21 protein-coding genes and 1 tRNA gene are annotated in these 15,980 nt (G+C 66.1%); 13 read left to right on the plus strand and 9 right to left on the minus strand.

The window, feature by feature from the left end; genetic code table 11:
• Positions 1–9 precede the first annotated feature (9 nt).
• From PI246_RS11445 to PI246_RS11480, 8 genes are all read right to left on the minus strand, one after another.
• The gene (locus PI246_RS11445) at positions 10–876 is read right to left on the minus strand and encodes a cobalamin biosynthesis protein (RefSeq protein WP_320551426.1); all 867 of its coding nucleotides are present in this window, start codon (positions 874–876) and stop codon (positions 10–12) included.
• A gap of 58 nt (positions 877–934) precedes the next feature.
• Positions 935–1,924 (minus strand): NAD(+) diphosphatase, encoded by a 990-nt coding sequence (nudC, locus tag PI246_RS11450; RefSeq protein ID WP_320551427.1) that lies wholly within the window; start codon positions 1,922–1,924, stop codon positions 935–937.
• Positions 1,925–1,934: 10 nt separating this feature from the next.
• A complete protein-coding gene (gene erpA / locus PI246_RS11455; protein WP_320551428.1) occupies positions 1,935–2,303 on the minus strand; it encodes an iron-sulfur cluster insertion protein ErpA in 369 nt (122 codons plus the stop codon).
• Between the two features lie 48 nt (positions 2,304–2,351).
• Positions 2,352–2,783 (minus strand): bactofilin family protein, encoded by a 432-nt coding sequence (locus PI246_RS11460; protein WP_320551429.1) that lies wholly within the window; start codon positions 2,781–2,783, stop codon positions 2,352–2,354.
• Positions 2,770–3,516, minus strand: a complete 747-nt coding sequence (locus tag PI246_RS11465) for a DUF6776 family protein (protein WP_320551430.1) — start codon at positions 3,514–3,516, stop codon at positions 2,770–2,772. Before PI246_RS11465 ends, PI246_RS11460 begins: the two co-directional genes overlap by 14 nt.
• A 118-nt stretch (positions 3,517–3,634) precedes the next feature.
• Positions 3,635–4,117: a bacterioferritin gene (gene bfr / locus PI246_RS11470; protein ID WP_320551431.1), complete on the minus strand. Its 483-nt coding sequence runs from the start codon at positions 4,115–4,117 to the stop codon at positions 3,635–3,637.
• 103 nt (positions 4,118–4,220) lie between these two features.
• Positions 4,221–4,430, minus strand: a complete 210-nt coding sequence (locus PI246_RS11475) for a (2Fe-2S)-binding protein (protein ID WP_407069808.1) — start codon at positions 4,428–4,430, stop codon at positions 4,221–4,223.
• A 55-nt stretch (positions 4,431–4,485) separates the two neighbouring features.
• A complete protein-coding gene (locus tag PI246_RS11480) occupies positions 4,486–5,028 on the minus strand; it encodes an RNA pyrophosphohydrolase (RefSeq protein WP_320551433.1) in 543 nt (180 codons plus the stop codon).
• 166 nt (positions 5,029–5,194) lie between these two features.
• On the opposite strand from PI246_RS11480, the gene PI246_RS11485 reads away from it, so the two are divergent.
• Positions 5,195–5,271 (plus strand) — tRNA-Met (locus tag PI246_RS11485).
• Between the two features lie 55 nt (positions 5,272–5,326).
• On the opposite strand, the gene PI246_RS11490 is transcribed toward PI246_RS11485, so the two are convergent.
• Positions 5,327–5,824 (minus strand): LuxR C-terminal-related transcriptional regulator, encoded by a 498-nt coding sequence (locus tag PI246_RS11490; RefSeq protein ID WP_320551434.1) that lies wholly within the window; start codon positions 5,822–5,824, stop codon positions 5,327–5,329.
• A gap of 270 nt (positions 5,825–6,094) precedes the next feature.
• On the opposite strand from PI246_RS11490, the gene queD reads away from it, so the two are divergent.
• From queD to PI246_RS11550, 12 genes are all read left to right on the plus strand, one after another.
• Positions 6,095–6,448, plus strand: coding sequence for a 6-carboxytetrahydropterin synthase QueD (queD, locus tag PI246_RS11495; protein WP_320551435.1), 354 nt, complete (start codon positions 6,095–6,097; stop codon positions 6,446–6,448).
• Between the two features lie 128 nt (positions 6,449–6,576).
• Entirely contained in the window at positions 6,577–6,903 is a 327-nt protein-coding gene (locus tag PI246_RS11500; RefSeq protein ID WP_320551436.1) for a phasin family protein, read from the plus strand.
• A gap of 172 nt (positions 6,904–7,075) precedes the next feature.
• A complete protein-coding gene (locus PI246_RS11505) occupies positions 7,076–7,441 on the plus strand; it encodes an ATP synthase subunit I (RefSeq protein ID WP_320551437.1) in 366 nt (121 codons plus the stop codon).
• Positions 7,442–7,444: 3 nt separating this feature from the next.
• Positions 7,445–8,284: a F0F1 ATP synthase subunit A gene (atpB, locus tag PI246_RS11510; protein ID WP_320551438.1), complete on the plus strand. Its 840-nt coding sequence runs from the start codon at positions 7,445–7,447 to the stop codon at positions 8,282–8,284.
• Between the two features lie 77 nt (positions 8,285–8,361).
• Positions 8,362–8,649 carry a F0F1 ATP synthase subunit C gene (gene atpE, locus PI246_RS11515; RefSeq protein WP_320551439.1) on the plus strand — a complete coding sequence of 96 codons (288 nt, stop codon included), beginning with the start codon at positions 8,362–8,364 and terminating at the stop codon, positions 8,647–8,649.
• An 81-nt stretch (positions 8,650–8,730) separates the two neighbouring features.
• The gene (locus tag PI246_RS11520) at positions 8,731–9,201 is read left to right on the plus strand and encodes a F0F1 ATP synthase subunit B (RefSeq protein WP_320551440.1); all 471 of its coding nucleotides are present in this window, start codon (positions 8,731–8,733) and stop codon (positions 9,199–9,201) included.
• Between the two features lie 2 nt (positions 9,202–9,203).
• Complete coding sequence (locus PI246_RS11525) at positions 9,204–9,737, plus strand: F0F1 ATP synthase subunit delta (protein ID WP_320551441.1); 534 nt, start codon at positions 9,204–9,206, stop codon at positions 9,735–9,737.
• A gap of 55 nt (positions 9,738–9,792) precedes the next feature.
• The gene (gene atpA, locus PI246_RS11530) at positions 9,793–11,343 is read left to right on the plus strand and encodes a F0F1 ATP synthase subunit alpha (RefSeq protein WP_320551442.1); all 1,551 of its coding nucleotides are present in this window, start codon (positions 9,793–9,795) and stop codon (positions 11,341–11,343) included.
• A gap of 122 nt (positions 11,344–11,465) precedes the next feature.
• Positions 11,466–12,374 carry a F0F1 ATP synthase subunit gamma gene (gene atpG / locus PI246_RS11535; protein ID WP_320551443.1) on the plus strand — a complete coding sequence of 303 codons (909 nt, stop codon included), beginning with the start codon at positions 11,466–11,468 and terminating at the stop codon, positions 12,372–12,374.
• Positions 12,375–12,446: 72 nt separating this feature from the next.
• A complete protein-coding gene (gene atpD, locus PI246_RS11540) occupies positions 12,447–13,859 on the plus strand; it encodes a F0F1 ATP synthase subunit beta (RefSeq protein ID WP_320551444.1) in 1,413 nt (470 codons plus the stop codon).
• A gap of 102 nt (positions 13,860–13,961) precedes the next feature.
• On the plus strand, positions 13,962–14,387 hold the full coding sequence (locus tag PI246_RS11545) for a F0F1 ATP synthase subunit epsilon (RefSeq protein WP_320551445.1): 426 nt from the start codon (positions 13,962–13,964) through the stop codon (positions 14,385–14,387).
• A 477-nt stretch (positions 14,388–14,864) separates the two neighbouring features.
• The gene (locus tag PI246_RS11550) at positions 14,865–15,941 is read left to right on the plus strand and encodes a DUF748 domain-containing protein (RefSeq protein WP_320551446.1); all 1,077 of its coding nucleotides are present in this window, start codon (positions 14,865–14,867) and stop codon (positions 15,939–15,941) included.
• Positions 15,942–15,980 lie beyond the last annotated feature (39 nt).

A 15,980-nucleotide genomic window follows, 5' to 3' on the forward strand; every position in this document is an offset into this window, starting at 1 on the left:
CGCTGGCGGTCAGGCGAACCAGGCGCCGAGCACGATCATCGCCACCACCGCCAGCCAGACCACCAACACGCGCCGAATCACCCGGCGCGCGTCTTCGAGTTCGGCGAGGGGATCGCTGACGTCCTGCACGTAGCCGTCGCCGGCTTCGACATCGGCATCGACGCCCGCCCGTGCCACGGCACCGAGGAAATCGGGCTCCAGTCGCGTACGTGGGCTGCCCGAATGCTGGTGCCAGTGCTTCCACGCGCCGACCACGGCGTCAAAGTCGGACACCAGGGCCATGGCGAACACCATCAACTGGGCGGGAACCCAGTCCAGCGTGTCGGCGACGCGGCGCGCGGCCTGGCGGGTGGCGGTGTCCAGTGCGAGGGTGGCGTCACGTCCCAGGCTCTGGGCCAGGCGATAGCCCAGCGCGCCGACGGGGCCGAGTACGAAGAACCAGAACAGCACGCCGAAGCGACGCCGCAACGCCGCATAGAACGCGGCTTCCACCAATGCCGGGGCGAACCAGGACAGCGGTTGTTCGTCATGCTGGAGGCGAAGCACGGCCTCGTCGCGACGAAGCGTGTCCGAGGCATGCAGGACGCCGTCGATATCGGCCTCGATCTCACGAGGCCCCAACGTGTAGACCAGCACGATCAGCGCGAAGACGAACCAGGCGATGTCGAAGAAGGGGAGGGCCTTGAGGATACCCGCGATGAGTGCGCAGGCCACGACCGGCACGAGCAGCACCACCGCGACGCGACCCGGTCCGGTGAGGTCGCCCAGCCGGTTCACCCAGGCACGGAACCAGCGTTCGTCACGCCAGCGAGAAAGCCGCGGCACGCTCCAGCAGATGACCAGGGCGACGAGAACGGCGAGAAGGCGTAGGGCCATGGCTTGGGAAGGATCCGCGTGTCGTTGGACCGATTGTAGGCGATGGACGGTGGGTTGTTCAGGGCCTCGGCGGGGCGGAGGCGACGAGGTCGTCGAGGTCCACGCCGCGTAGCGCGAGCCAATGCGCGATGAGCCGGTAGGACACCGACAGCGGCGGGGGAACGTCGAGGCGACCGTCGGCCATGCCGCGCACGATGTCGTCCACGGTGAACCAGCGCGCGTCCTCGAGTTCGTCGTCGCGAAGGCGGATCTCGCGGGTGCGTGCCGTGGCGGTGAATCCGACCATCAGCGAGGCCGGCATCGGCCAGGGCTGCGACGAGTGGTAGGTGGCGTGCGAGACCTCCACGCCGGACTCCTCGCGCACCTCGCGGCGGACGGCGTCCTCCAGCGACTCGCCCGGCTCGATGAACCCGGCCAGGGTGGAATAGCGCCCATCGGGCCAGCCGCGTTGGCGGCCGAGCAGGCAGGCGTCGCCGTATTCGACGATCACGATGATCGCGGCGTCGGTCCGGGGAAAATGCAGGTGCTCGACGTCGGGGTTCGTGCATTGCACGCGATGGCCGCTGGAGACGACCAGCGTCGGCGCGCCGCACTGGCTGCAGAACCGCGTCTGCCGCTGCCAGTGCAGGATGCCCTTGGCGAACGCGAACAGGCCGGCGTCGAAGGCGGAAAACAGCAGGCCCGCCTCGCGCAGCGACATGCGCCGTGCCCCGGTCAGACGCGCGAACAACGCGGCGTGCGCCTCATCGAGCGCGAGGGTGAACCAGGCCGAGCCGTCGGCGAGCCCGAGCAGGGTGGAAGGCACGTCGCCGAAGCGCTCGGCGCGCAACGTCGAGGTCATCCAGGCCGGCACGTCGGCGTCGGGCTGAACGAAGGCGTTGCCTTCGGTATCCAGCACGAGGAAACGCGTATCGGAGGCGCGTTCGGTCTCTTCCACCCAGAGCCGATCGTCGCGGCGCTCGGCCATGCGATCGATGTCCAGCCCGGCGAAGACGTTCTGGCGGGCGCGCGTCGCCGCCGCCGCGTCGCGTTCGGACGACACGCTCATGCGTTGCGGCTCACGCGCTGAACGACGAACCGCAGCCGCAGGTCGTCTTCGCATTGGGGTTGCGTATGACGAACTGCGAGCCACTGAACGACTCGGTGTAGTCGATCTCGGCGCCGGTGAGGTACTGCAGCGACAGCGGATCGACCAGCAGGGTGACGCCGTCGCGCGAGATGGCGAGGTCGTCTTCGGCCTGATCTTCGTCAAAGGTGAAGCCGTACTGGAAACCCGAGCAACCGCCGCCGCTGATGTACACGCGCAGCTTGAGCGAGGGGTTGCCTTCTTCCTCGATCAGCTCGTGCACCTTGCGGGCGGCCGCCTCGGTGAAGACCAGTGGCGCGCCGGCCGACCGGTAATCCGGCGCCGGGGCGGTGGGAGCCATGGGAAAGGGATTGTTCATGCACCCATGATGGCGCCGATCCGTGTCAGGTCAAGCCTCCGGAAGGGCCGGCGTGTCGCGGCGGGGGCCTTCGGCCAGTTGGCGCACCGTGGGAGGCGCCTGGTGGATCATCTTTCCGTTGACCCGGGCGCCGGCCGCGATCTCCAGCACCTGGTAACGGACGTCGCCGTCGATGCACGCCAGGGCGGCCAGCTCCAGGCGCTCGTTGACCTCGATATCGCCGGTGACGTGGCCATTGACTATGGCGTGGGGTACCTCCACCCGGCCGATGACGCGCCCCGTCTCGCTGATCGTGAGCACGCCGTCGGTGCCCCTGGCGTGGATCGCGCCTTCCACCGTGCCGTCCAGGTGCAGCGCGCCGCTGAACTCGACGTCGCCGCGCAGGGTGACGCCGCGGGCGATGAGGCTGGTCGCCGTCGCGTTCACCGTGGGGCCCTGGTGCTTCCGTTTAGCGCTGAACATCGTCGATCTCCTCGTTTCGGGTGGCATCGGCCCAGGGCACGGTGGCGTCGACGCGGGTGCCATCGGCGGCGGTGGCGGCCAGGCGCATCCGCGTGGGCTGGAATCCGCGGGGGAGGGTAAAGCTGCCTTGCACCTGCTGGAAATACTTGAATGAAAACGGCAGGGCCTGATGGTCGCCGGCCAGGCCCAGGGCGACGCCGTCGAGCGTGGCCACCGCGTTGCCCTGGATGCCTTCGACGCTCAGCTGCAGGGTGCCGCGGATGACCTCGCCCCGGCGCGCGTTCTGGGTGAGCGTGACGGTGAGGTTCCATGCCTGCGGCGAATCCTTGACCGGGGTGCTGCGCACCCCTTGGATACGGAGGCCTTCGCGTTGGCCGTTGCCGCCCACCAGCCGCGCGTAGAAGGCGAGGTCGGCGCGCAAGCCGCTGATCTCTTCGTCGCGTTCGGCGAGGTTGCGCTTGAGTTCGCGCGTGGCCACGTCGCCCACCTGGGCGGCGCCTTCGAGGATGGCCGCGCGCTGCCGCAGCGCCTCGTTGTCGGCCAGCAGGCGACGCGTATCGGTGCGGTCCGGGGCGGTCGGCCCCGAGGGCCGGCGTGTCGCCCATGTGCCCAGGCCCGCCGCGATCATCAGGCTGAGTGCCCAGGCGCCCACGAGCAGGCGCCGACGACGGCGTTCGCGCACCGCGTCGTCGAGCGTCCGCACGACGAGGCGTGGCGGTTGGCGTGGGGCCATGGGCGCTACCGTGGAGGAAACGTGAAGGGGGCGATGATATATCGCCCCTGTTTCGAAACGGTAAGGGCGCCCGAAGGCGCCCCGAAAGAGAGCCGTCTGGCGACGGCAGCTCGTGAGATCAATCGTGGTTGATCGACCCGACCTTGCTGAGCATGTAGCGCTCGGGGCCGATGTCCTTGATGAGGCTGAACTGAGTCTCCAGCCAATCCACGTGTTCTTCCTCCTGGCCGAGGATGAACTTGAAGAGGTCGCGGCTGACGAAGTCGTGGATGCCTTCGCTGTAGGCGATGGCCTCGCGCAGGTCAGTCATGGCGATCATCTCGAGATCGAGGTCGCCCTGGAGGCACTCGACCACGTTTTCGCCGATGCGCAGCTTGCCCAGGTGCTGGAGGTTGGGCAGGCCGTCGAGGAAGAGGATGCGCTCGATCAGCTTGTCGGCGTGCTTCATCTCTTCGATGGATTCCTCGTACTCGTGCTTGGCCAGCTCGTTGTAGCCCCAGTCCTTGAACATCCGGTAATGGAGGAAGTACTGGTTGATGGCGGCCAGCTCGTTGTAGAGCACTTTATTGAGGTATTCGATGACCTTCGCGTCGCCCTTCATGACGGATCTCCCAGGTAAGCAGGGTGCGACTATACGTCCCCCGGAACGGGCATGACGTAACGCGAATGAAGACGGTTTGCGTCCGCGCGGAACGCGCGTGCGGTCAGGCCGGCGTGGGCAGGAAGGTCAGGCCGGGCTGGGCGGCGACCGCGTCGCGCAGGCACTGGCGCGCCTCGGTCTCGCAGGTGCCGCAGCAATCGGAGCAACCGGTGCGGGCCTGCAGCTCCGCGAACGAGTGCACGCCCTCGGCCGCGGCGCGGCGGATGGCGTGGTCGGTGACGGCATTGCACATGCAGATGTACATGGCGCGCATTCGAACGCGAATGCGAACGATTGTCAACCGCGCAAATGTGAACAGGCGCGCCCGGTCAGGTGCCGCTGGCCGACCGCCGTGCGGCGTCGACCGACTGCGGGCACCGGCCGACCTCCACCCGGCAGACCGTCTCCACCGTGGGGGCGAAGTGGCGCAGGGCGCGTTCGTAAACCTGCCGCTTGAAATTCACCACGTGGTGCGCGGGATACCAGAAATCGACCCAGCGCCAGAGATCGAACTCGGGCTTCTCGCAGGCGTCCAGGCGAAGGGCTTCTTCGCTGCACGCCAGGCGCAGCAGGAACCACACCTGCTTCTGGCCGATGCACGTGGGACGCTGGTGGTGGCGCACGAAACGGCTGGGCAGGCGATAGCGGAGCCAGCCGCGTGTTTCGGCCAGCACTTCGACGTGGTGGGCGAGCAGGCCGGTTTCTTCCTGCAGTTCGCGGTACATGGCCTCGAGCGGGGTCTCGTCGCTGCGCATGCCGCCCTGGGGAAACTGCCAACCGTCACGGTTGACGCGGCGCGCCCAGAACAGGCGGCCGTCCCCGTTAAGGAGGACGATCCCCACGTTCGGTCGGTAGCCATCTGCGTCGATCATCCGCCCTCCGTCAACCCCGCCGTGCAAAACGAAAAAGCTTGCGCGGTGGGACGATTCAACCACAGCGCCCAAAGGCCGGGCAAGGCGAGGCTTGAACGACGGGCTCGCCCCGATTAAACTGCCCGGCCTTGCGCATCCCATTGGGGGCGCAACGACCAGGTTCCACGGCTAGGTAGCTCAGCTGGTCAGAGCGCGGCACTCATAATGCTGAGGTCGGCGGTTCGAGCCCGCCTCTAGCCACCATGAAAGACGAAGGGCCGGTCCTGCGAGGGGCCGGCCCTTTTTCATGCCCGCGATCTCAGGCGGTCGACAGGTCGTGCTGGGCGAGGGCGGTCGCCCGCGCCGCCGGTCGTGCGTCGCCCTGGTCCAGCACGGCGCGGGCCAGTTCCACGACGTTGTTGACCCGCAGCTTGGCCATGAGGTTTGCCCGGTGCAACTCCACGGTCTTGGTGCTGATGTTGAGCTCGCCGGCGATGACCTTGTTGAGCTTGCCGCTCATGATGCCGTCCAGCACCTGGGACTCGCGGCGGGTGAGGCTGACCTCGGGTCGCAGCGTGGCGAAGGTGTTCGCCACCGGCTCCCCGGCGGCGTCGTCCTCCACGATCGGCGCCAGGAAGATCGCCTGGTAGGCATTCGGGGGCAGGTCGATGGTCTGCCGGGTCACCTGGTAACGCCGGGTGGCATCCAGGCGCAGTTCTTCCCCGGCCACGCCCTGCACGAGGTGCAGGGCGAGCCATTCCGGCAAGTCGGCCGTGAGGTCCCCCTCGAATTCGCGACGGAACGCTTCGTTGGCCATGACGGCGGGACAGCCGTCGCGCGGGCATACGATGCACGGCCACGGAAGCGTGGCGAACACTTCCTCGGCGATCCCCCGTGTGGGTGGACCGTCGAGCGACTCACGACCAAGGCACATCGATGGCCTCCCGGTGGACGCGGTGGTGTGTCGGCGGCCCCCTCTATCCGCCGCTGAGTTTCCACTGCAACCGTTTGTCGTAAAAAAGTCCAGTCCTTCGTGCGAATTTGCGAACCGCGTCATGAACGTGGCGGCCTCCGCTACAATGAGCCGATGCGAATCTTCAAGATATTCAACATCGAAGCGGCCCATCGCTTGCCGAATGTGCCCGACGGGCACAAGTGTGCGCGGTTACATGGGCATTCGTTCCGGGTCGAGTTGCATGTCGAAGGCCCGGTGGATCCGGTCTTGGGCTGGGTCATGGACTTCGGTGATCTCAAGGCGCGTTTCCAGCCGCTGTACGACCGCCTGGACCATCACTACCTCAATGACATCGAGGGCCTCGAAAATCCCACGAGCGAAACCCTCGCCCGCTGGATCTTCGAGCGGCTCCGGCCGGACGTGCCGCAGTTGTGCAAGGTGGTGGTGCACGAAACCTGCACCTCCGGTGCCGAATACACCGGCTGATGCCGGGCGCGGGACGCGCGTTTTCGGCAAGTGATACCTGTCACCGCAACAAATTAAGGTTGCTGCCCTGCAACAGGCGGGTCTACACTCGTGCATCCCCCCTGTTCCGTTTTGGCGGCCGACCTTCGATGTCCCATGCAAACGGTTACGCCGATTTCGCCCGACTCGTCGAGCAGGCCACGACGGCACAGGCCCTGGCCTGGCGAGGCATGGAACGGGTCGCCGATCTCCAGTTGCAGGCGATCGAGGGACACGCGCGGGCCGCGACCGGACTCATGGCCGATGCCATGCTGGCCCCTGACGCCGACTCCCTGCGCGCCGTGCTGGCGCGTGGCGAGCACTTGCGGCGCGAGGGGATGGAGCGCGCCGCCACCGCCGCCGAGGACATCCTCGACGTGGCGGTGAAAACGGCCGCTTCGCTCGGCGCCCTGGCCGGACGTCCCGCCAGGGATTGATCCGGGGCGGCGGGGATTTCCAACGACGCGACCCCTCGTCGCGCCGGTGACCGGTATTGCCCTTTCCCAGCTTGTCCGGCCGTTTACGGCACTGGTATACTTTTCGGGATTAAACCGTGGCCCGTTGATCCAAGCTGGTGCCGCCTTCGAGCGAATCCACGGGAGCCTCGCGTTGCTCAACAGCCTTGCCGCCGGTCGTCATCTCGCCAAGCGCATCGTCATCGCGCAGCTAGTGGTGGCCGTCGTCGCCGGGCTTGCTTTCACCCTGCAGGGGCGGTCGGCCGGTCTGGCGGCTTTTGGGGGTGCCCTGATCGTCGCCATCGCCACCGCGCTGCTTGCCGCGCGAGCGTTCGGCGCGCTGGGCGGGGCGGGGGCAACGTTTGCGCGGTTCCTCGTGGGCATGATCCTTCGCTGGATCATCCTCATCGGTGGACTGGCTCTCATCCTGGTTCAATGGAACCTGCCACCCTTGCCCGCATTGGCGGGCCTGGTGGCCGGTTACGCGGTCAACGTATTTGCATTCAGATTCAAGGGTTGAGGCATGGCGAGCGAACCGCAAGGCGGTCTGACCGAATACATCCAGCACCACCTGAACCACATGACGGTGAACTTCAGCACCGATCATTTCTGGTTCTGGAACCTCCGTGCCGACTCCATCCTCGTCTCGTTCGGCCTGGGCGTGGTGTTCTGCCTGTGGTTCTGGCTCTACGCCCGCAAGGCCACCTCGGGCGTGCCGTCCAAGGGCCAGGCGCTGGTCGAGCTGGCCATCGAGTTCGTCGATACGCAGGTGAAGGACACCTTCCACGGCGACCGCCGCACGGTCACGCCGCTGGCGCTGTCGATCTTCATGTGGGTGTTCTTCATGAACGCGATGGACCTTCTTCCGGTCGACCTGGCCGGCTGGCTGGTGCAGACCTTCGCGGGTCACGAGGTGGCGCACCACACCTACTTCCGCCTGGTGCCCACCGCCGACATCAACACCACCGTGGGCCTGTCGGTCGCGGTGCTGCTCATCGTGATCGGCCACGGCATCAAGGCCAAGGGCGGCTTCGGCTTCACCAAAGAGCTCATGACCGCGCCGTTCCATGCGGAAAACCCGATCGCCAAGATCGTGCTGGTGATTCCCAACTTCCTTCTCAACGTCGTCGAAACCCTGTCGAAGCCCGTGTCGCTGGCCATGCGACTGTTCGGCAACATGTACGGCGGCGAACTGGTGTTCATGCTGATTGCCGGTCTGATGGTGAGCTGGATCAGCTTCGTGCCTGGCGTCGTGTTCAACACGGCCTGGGCGATCTTCCACATCCTGATCATCGCCCTCCAGGCGTTCATCTTCATGATGCTGACGATCGTCTACATCGCCACGGCGCGGGAACACCACTAACTCACCGCACCGACGTTCCACCCCTTTCAGTTCGTTTTCTTTCCAACCTTTCGTTTTAGTTATCCCAGGAGACCACCATGGAACTCGCCTCGCTTCTCGCCCACGTGCAGGGCATGACCGCCATCGCCATCGGCATCATCATCGGCCTCGGCGCGCTGGGCGCCTGCCTCGGTATCGCCGTGATGGGCTCGAAGTTCCTCGAGTCGGCCGCCCGCCAGCCTGAACTCGTCCCGCTGCTGCAGGGCCGCATGTTCCTGCTCGCCGGCCTGATCGACGCGGCGTTCATCATCGGCCTCGCCGTGGCGCTGCTCTTCGCGTTCTCGAACCCGCTGGTCGGTGCGGTCCGCGCCGCCGTCGGCGGCTAAGAAGCCGTTCGTTCCGCCGCCGTGGCGCATGGCGCCACGGCGGTCGTCTGTACACAAGCGTTCGGAGTCTTCGGAGAGATCATGGAAATCAACATGACCTTCTTGGGCCAGATGATCTCTTTTGCGATCCTGGTCTGGTTCACCACCAAATTCATCTGGCCCCAGCTCAACGGTGCCATCGAAGAGCGCCAGAAGAAGGTGGCCGAGGGTCTCGCCGCCGCCGAACGCGCGCGCGCCGAACTCAAGGACGCCGACGCCAAGGTCGCCACCGAGATCAAGCAGGCCCGCCTGCAGTCCACCGAGATCATCGATCGTGCGCAGGCCCAGGCCAACGCCATCATCGAGAAGGCCCGCGTGGAAGCCACCGAGGAGATCAACCGTCTGAAGGCCCAGGCCCAGGACGAGATCGCCTCCATGGCGCAGCGTGCCCGCGAACAGCTGCGCGAGCAGGTGGGACGCCTCGCCGTGCAGGGCGCCGAGAAGATCGTGCAGCGTGAAATCGATCCGGCCGCCCACAAGGCGCTGCTCGACCAGCTCGCCGCCGAGATCTGATCATGGCCCAGGCGCTTACCCTCGCCCGTCCCTACGCGCGCGCCGCCTTCGAGGTGGCGCACGCGTCGGGTGCGCTCGCCGACTGGTCGGCGGCGTTCCACTTCGCCGCCGCGGTCGCGGTCGACCCCCAGGTCGCCGGGCTCGGCACCGATCCGCGCGTGCTGCCGACGCAGCTCGTGGCGATCCACCTTCCCCAAGGCATGGCCGCTGATGCGCCGTTCGCCCGCTTCCTCGCCGAAGTGGCCGAGAACGGTCGCATGGGCCTGCTGCCTGATATCGCCGCGCTCTTCGACCAGTACAAGCGGGAGTCGGAGTCGACCCTGAAGGTCAAGGTCACCAGCGCGCTCGCTCTCGACGCCGCGCAGGCGGAACAGCTTCAGGCGTCGCTCAAGCGCCGTTTCAAGCGCGAGATCGAACTGGATACGCACGTCGATCCGGCGTTGCTCGGTGGTGTCGTCATCGACACGGGCGAGCAGGTCATCGACGGTTCGGCGCGAGGCCGCCTGCAACGGCTGGCCGGCGCGCTGACGCACTGACACCAGATTCTCATACCACCGGGTGCCGCTAGCGGCGCAACCCAAGGAACCGACCATGTCCAGCACCACTCTGAATCCGTCCGAGATCAGCGAGCTGATCAAGACCCGCATCGAGCAGTTCAAGCTCGGCGCCGAGGCACGCAACGAAGGCACGATCATCAGCGTGTCCGACGGCATCGTGCGCATCCACGGCCTGGCCGACGTGATGCAGGGCGAAATGATCGAACTGCCCAACAGCACCTACGCCCTCGCGCTGAACCTCGAGCGCGACTCGGTGGGCGCGGTGGTGCTTGGCGAATACCAGCACCTGCGTGAAGGCGACACCGCCAAGACCACCGGCCGCATCCTCGAAGTCCCGGTCGGCCCCGGCCTGCTCGGTCGCGTCGTCGACGCGCTGGGCAACCCGATCGACGGCAAGGGCCCGATCGATGCCGCCGGCTCCAGCCCCATCGAAAAGGTGGCGCCGGGCGTGATCTGGCGTCAGTCGGTCGACCAGCCGATGCAGACCGGCTACAAGTCCATCGACTCGATGATCCCGATCGGCCGCGGCCAGCGCGAGCTGATCATCGGCGACCGCCAGACCGGCAAGACCGCCGTGGCGATCGATGCGATCATCAACCAGAAGAACTCGGGCATCCGCTGCATCTACGTCGCCATCGGCCAGAAGCGCAGCTCGATCGCCAACGTGGTGCGCAAGCTCGAAGAGAACGGCGCCCTGGCCAACACGATCGTCGTCGTCGCATCGGCCTCCGAAGCCGCCGCCCTGCAGTACGTCGCGCCGTATTCCGGCTGCGCGATGGGCGAGTACTTCCGTGACCGTGGTGAAGATGCCCTGATCGTCTACGACGACCTCTCCAAGCAGGCCGTCGCCTATCGCCAGATCTCGCTGCTGCTGAAGCGTCCCCCGGGCCGCGAAGCCTACCCCGGCGACGTCTTCTACCTGCACTCGCGCCTGCTCGAGCGCGCCTCGCGCGTCAGCGCCGAGTACGTCGAGAAGATGACCAACGGCGAAGTGAAGGGCAAGACCGGTTCGCTCACCGCGCTGCCGATCATCGAAACCCAGGCGGGTGACGTGTCGGCCTTCGTGCCGACCAACGTGATCTCGATCACCGACGGCCAGATCTTCCTGGAAACCGACCTCTTCAACGCCGGCATCCGTCCGCCGGTGAACGCCGGTATCTCGGTGTCGCGCGTCGGTGGCGCCGCCCAGACCAAGATCATCAAGAAGCTCTCCGGTGGTGTGAAGCTGGCCCTCGCGCAGTACCGCGAACTGGCCGCCTTCGCGCAGTTCGCCTCCGACCTCGATGCGGCGACCCGTGCGCAGCTCGACCGCGGCCAGCGCGTGACCGAGCTGATGAAGCAGGCGCAGTACTCGCCGCTGTCGCTCGCCGAGCTGGGCCTGTCGGTGTTCGCGGCCGAGAAGGGCTACCTCGACGACCTGCCGGTCGCCAAGGTGCTGCCGTTCGAGAAGGGCCTGCATGCCTTCTTCCGCCAGAACCATGCCGAGCTGATGACGAAGATCGATGCCACCGGTGACTGGGACAAGGACATCGAAGCCACCTTCAAGGCGGGCGCCGACGAGTTCAAGAAGACCGGCAGCTGGTAAGGCGCGCGACGCGCGCCGGTGAAGCGTTCCGGGTGAACCGTCAGTTGCCTAGTGCGTCTTACGGTTCGCGCTTTTCGCTTCACCCTCCTCAGTAAACACGCAACACGACTACGGCGATCCCCATGGCAAGCGGCCGCGAAATCAAAACCAAGATCAAGAGCACGCAGAACATGCGCAAGGTGACGCGCGCGCTCGAAATGGTCTCGGCGTCGAAGATCCGCAAGGCGCAAGACCTCATGAAGGCCTCGCGCCCTTACGCGCGCCTCATGCGCAAGGTGATCGCGCACGTCGCCCAGGCCAGCACCGATTTCACCCATCCGTACCTCACCGAGCGCGAGAACGTGTCGCGCGTGGCGTTCGTCGTGGTGTCGACCGACCGCGGCCTCGCCGGTGGCCTCAACTCCAACCTGTTCCGTCGCTCGCTGACCGCCATCCGCGAATGGCAGGGCAAGGGCGTGGAGATCGACGTGGTGGCGATCGGCCAGAAGGCCGTGCAGTTCTTCCGTCGCATCAAGGGCGTGAACCTCATCGGCACGGCCACGCACCTGGGTGAAAAGCCGAAGCTCGAAGACCTGATCGGCGTGATCAAGGTGGTGCTCGACGCGTACGGCGCCAACAAGCTCGATCGCGTGTTCCTGGCCTTCAACGACTTCGTGAACACCATCGTGCAGAAGCCGCGCATCGACGCGCTGCTGCCGCTGACGCTGGTCGCCAACGAGCTGGAGAACGCCGAGGGCGCCGCGTCCGAGGGTGTCAAGGTCGAGCAGACGCACGACTGGGATTACATCTACGAGCCGGACGCGCGCACGGTGCTCGAACACCTGATGACGCGTTACATCGAGTCGGTGGTCTACCAGGCGGCGCTCGAGAACCTCGCCAGCGAGCATGCCGCGCGCATGGTCGCGATGAAGGCGGCGTCCGACAACGCCACGAAGGTCATCGGCGAACTGACGCTGAGCTACAACAAGGCGCGCCAGGCCGCGATCACCCAGGAAATCTCGGAAATCGTCGGCGGCGCCGCCGCGGTCTAACGAACAAGCCAAGGCGACGCGCGAGCGGCGCCGCTACCGAAAACCTTTAGAAGATTCATCCGGAGCACATCCATGAGCCAGGGTAAAGTTGTCCAGATCATCGGCGCGGTCGTCGACGTCGAATTTCCGCGCGACCAGGTGCCGCAGGTCTACGACGCACTGAAGGTCGAAGGCACCGACATCACCCTCGAGGTGCAGCAGCAGCTGGGCGACGGCGTCGTGCGCACCATCGCGCTCGGCTCGACCGATGGCCTGCGCCGCAACCTCGTCGCCCACAGCACCGGCGAAGGCATCAAGGTGCCGGTCGGCAAGGCGACGCTCGGCCGCATCATGGACGTGCTGGGCAACCCCATCGACGAAGCCGGTCCGATCGGTGAGCAGGAGCAGTGGGTCATCCACCGCGAAGCCCCGTCGTACGACGACCAGGCGGCGGCGAGCGAACTGCTCGAGACCGGCATCAAGGTCATCGACCTGATCTGCCCGTTCGCCAAGGGCGGCAAGGTCGGCCTGTTCGGCGGCGCCGGCGTGGGCAAGACCGTGAACATGATGGAGCTGATCAACAACATCGCGAAGGCGCACTCGGGTCTGTCCGTGTTTGCCGGCGTGGGCGAGCGTACCCGCGAGGGCAACGACTTCTACCACGAGATGAAAGACTCCAACGTGCTCGACAAGGTCGCGATGGTCTACGGCCAGATGAACGAGCCGCCGGGCAACCGCCTGCGCGTCGCGCTCACGGGCCTGACCATGGCCGAGTACTTCCGCGACGAAAAGGACGAAACCGGCAAGGGTAAGGACGTCCTGCTCTTCGTCGACAACATCTACCGTTACACGCTCGCCGGTACCGAAGTGTCCGCGCTGCTCGGCCGCATGCCGTCGGCGGTGGGTTACCAGCCGACGCTGGCCGAGGAAATGGGCGTGCTCCAGGAGCGCATCACCTCGACCAAGACCGGTTCGATCACCTCGATCCAGGCCGTGTACGTGCCCGCGGACGACCTGACCGATCCGTCGCCGGCCACCACCTTCGCGCATCTGGATGCCACGGTGACCCTGAGCCGTAACATCGCCTCGCTGGGTATCTACCCGGCCGTGGACCCGCTGGACTCCACCAGCCGTCAGCTCGATCCGGGCGTCATCGGCCAGGAGCACTACGACGTGGCCCGTCGCGTGCAGCAGACCCTGCAGCGCTACAAGGAACTCAAGGACATCATCGCCATCCTCGGTATGGACGAGCTGTCCCAGGAAGACAAGGAAGCCGTGTCGCGCGCCCGTAAGATCGAGCGTTTCTTCTCGCAGCCGTTCCACGTGGCCGAAGTCTTCACCGGCTCCCCGGGCAAGTACGTGCCGCTGAAGGAAACCATCCGCGGCTTCAAGATGATCGTCGACGGCGACGTCGACTACCTCCCGGAGCAGGCCTTCTACATGGTCGGCGGCATCGACGAGGCCATCAAGAAGGGTGAAGAGATGGGTGCCAAGAAGGCGGCGTAAGCCGCTTTCCGTGACGCGTGAGCCGTGAGCCACACCATGCGGCTTGCGGTTCACACCCGCCTACCTCATCGCATCCTACCGAACGAAGAAGCCGGAGCCCCCATGCCCCACACCATTCGCGTCGACATCGTCAGCGCCGAAGCCGAGATCTTCTCCGGCGAAGCCACGCTCGTGGTCGCTACCGGTGAGCTTGGCGAACTGGGCATCGCGCCGCGTCATGCGCCGCTGATCACCCGCCTCAAGCCCGGTCACGTCGACGTGGTCGGCAGCAACGGCGACCGCCAGCAGTTCTACGTCTCCGGCGGCATCCTCGAGGTGCAGCCCCAGGTGGTCACCATCCTCGCCGATACGGCGGCCCGTGCGGCCGACCTCGACGAAGCCGCCGCCCTGAAGGCGAAGGAAGAAGCCGAAGCCGCCCTGGCCAACCGCGGCGAGCAACTCGACGTCGCCGAGGCCCAGGCCAAGCTGGCCGAGGCACTGGCCCAGCTCCAGGCCCTGGAGCGGATGCGCAAGACGCTCAAGCATTGACGATGAAACCCCGCTCCGGCGGGGTTTTTTTTGGGTTCTTCGCGAAATGCGGTGATGCCGCAAGGATGCAGGCCTTGCGGCCGGCTCGAACGGTGAGACCCGAGCCTTCGGTGCCCACCCTCGCTGCTCGGACAGTCGCGCTCGACAGGGAAAGGCCGCTGACGCGGCCCATCGGCTAATCGGCCTGCGGCCGCTCCCTTGTGCGGAACTCGCCTCGAGGGTAGACACCAAGGTCTCTCTGCGACACCGCCCAAGTGCAACGCGTTCTGACGCTACAAGGTCGCCACAGCCCCACAACTCGCCAGATCGAACCATCCACCGAGCCACAAGATCGATCGCTGGGAGGGCCCCCCGGACTTCCGTAAAGAACTTTTTTCGGCGGGCGCGGTGCTTCCGCTGGCGCGGCGCCCCGGGGCACGGCGGCCGAATGATCCGGTCTTCATCTTGCGATGACCCGACGGCTTTCACACTCCGCCCATGCATGTCCGTTATCGCCGCTCCCTGTGGATCCTGCTGGCCGTCGCCGCCATCCTGGTCGTGGCGCGCATCGCCCTGCCTTACGTGGTGTTGCACCAGCTCAACGCGCGGCTGGCGCGGATGGGCTCATACGCGGGCCACATCGACGATATCGACATCCACCTCTGGCGCGGCGCCTACTCGCTGGATCACCTGAAGATCGTGAAGGTGGACGGCAAGGTCCCCGTACCGCTGTTCGAAGGTACGCGCACGGATATCGCGCTTAGCTGGACGGCGCTGGTGAAGGGCCGCTTGCGCGGCAAGGTCGATTTCTACGATCCCGTGGTCAACTTTGTCGACGGCAAGGGCGAGGGTGATACCCAGACCGGTAAGGGCGTGGATTGGCGCGAGCAGCTGCGCGCGATCGTGCCGACTCGCATCGAAGAGCTGAACGTCTTCAACGGCACGGTGACCTTCCAGAACTTCGTGTCCAGCCCGAAGGTCGACCTGAAGATGACCGACGTCAACGCGCAGGTGAGCAACCTCACCAACGTGCAGGGCGAAGGGGGTTCGCGCGTGGCCCACCTGCACGCGACGGCGAAGGTCCTCGGCGACGCGCCGCTACAGGCGAGCGCGCAATTCGATCCACTCGAGCGGCTCGGCGACTTCCATTACGAGCTGACGGTGCGCAACATCAAGCTGGTCAAGGCTAACGACCTGGCCCGCGCTTACACGGGCCTGGATTTCGCCGGTGGGGAGGGCGACTTCGTGATGGAGTTGCAGGCGAAGGACCGTCAGCTCAACGGGTATGCGAAGCCGCTGTTCCGCGGCCTGAAGATCTTCAGCTGGAAGCAGGACGTCGAGCAGGAGAAGAAAAACCCGGTCAAGCTGGCCTACGAGGCCGTGGCCGAAGGCGTGACGAAGATCTTCAAGAATCACTCCGAGGATCAGTTCGCCACGCGCGTGCCTATTTCCGGGAGCATCGACGACCGTAACGTGTCGGCCGTGGAAGCCATCGTCGGCGTGCTGCGCAACGCGTTCGTCAAGGCCTACAAGCCCAACCTCGAACACCTGACCGAACGGCCGAAGGACGAATGACCGTGGCCCGGTTGCTTGGCATCCGCCGCTAAACGCGCG

Origin of the sequence: Luteibacter sahnii, assembly GCF_034063545.1 — a bacterium.
In the GTDB taxonomy this organism is placed as follows: Bacteria; Pseudomonadota; Gammaproteobacteria; order Xanthomonadales; family Rhodanobacteraceae; genus Luteibacter; species Luteibacter sahnii.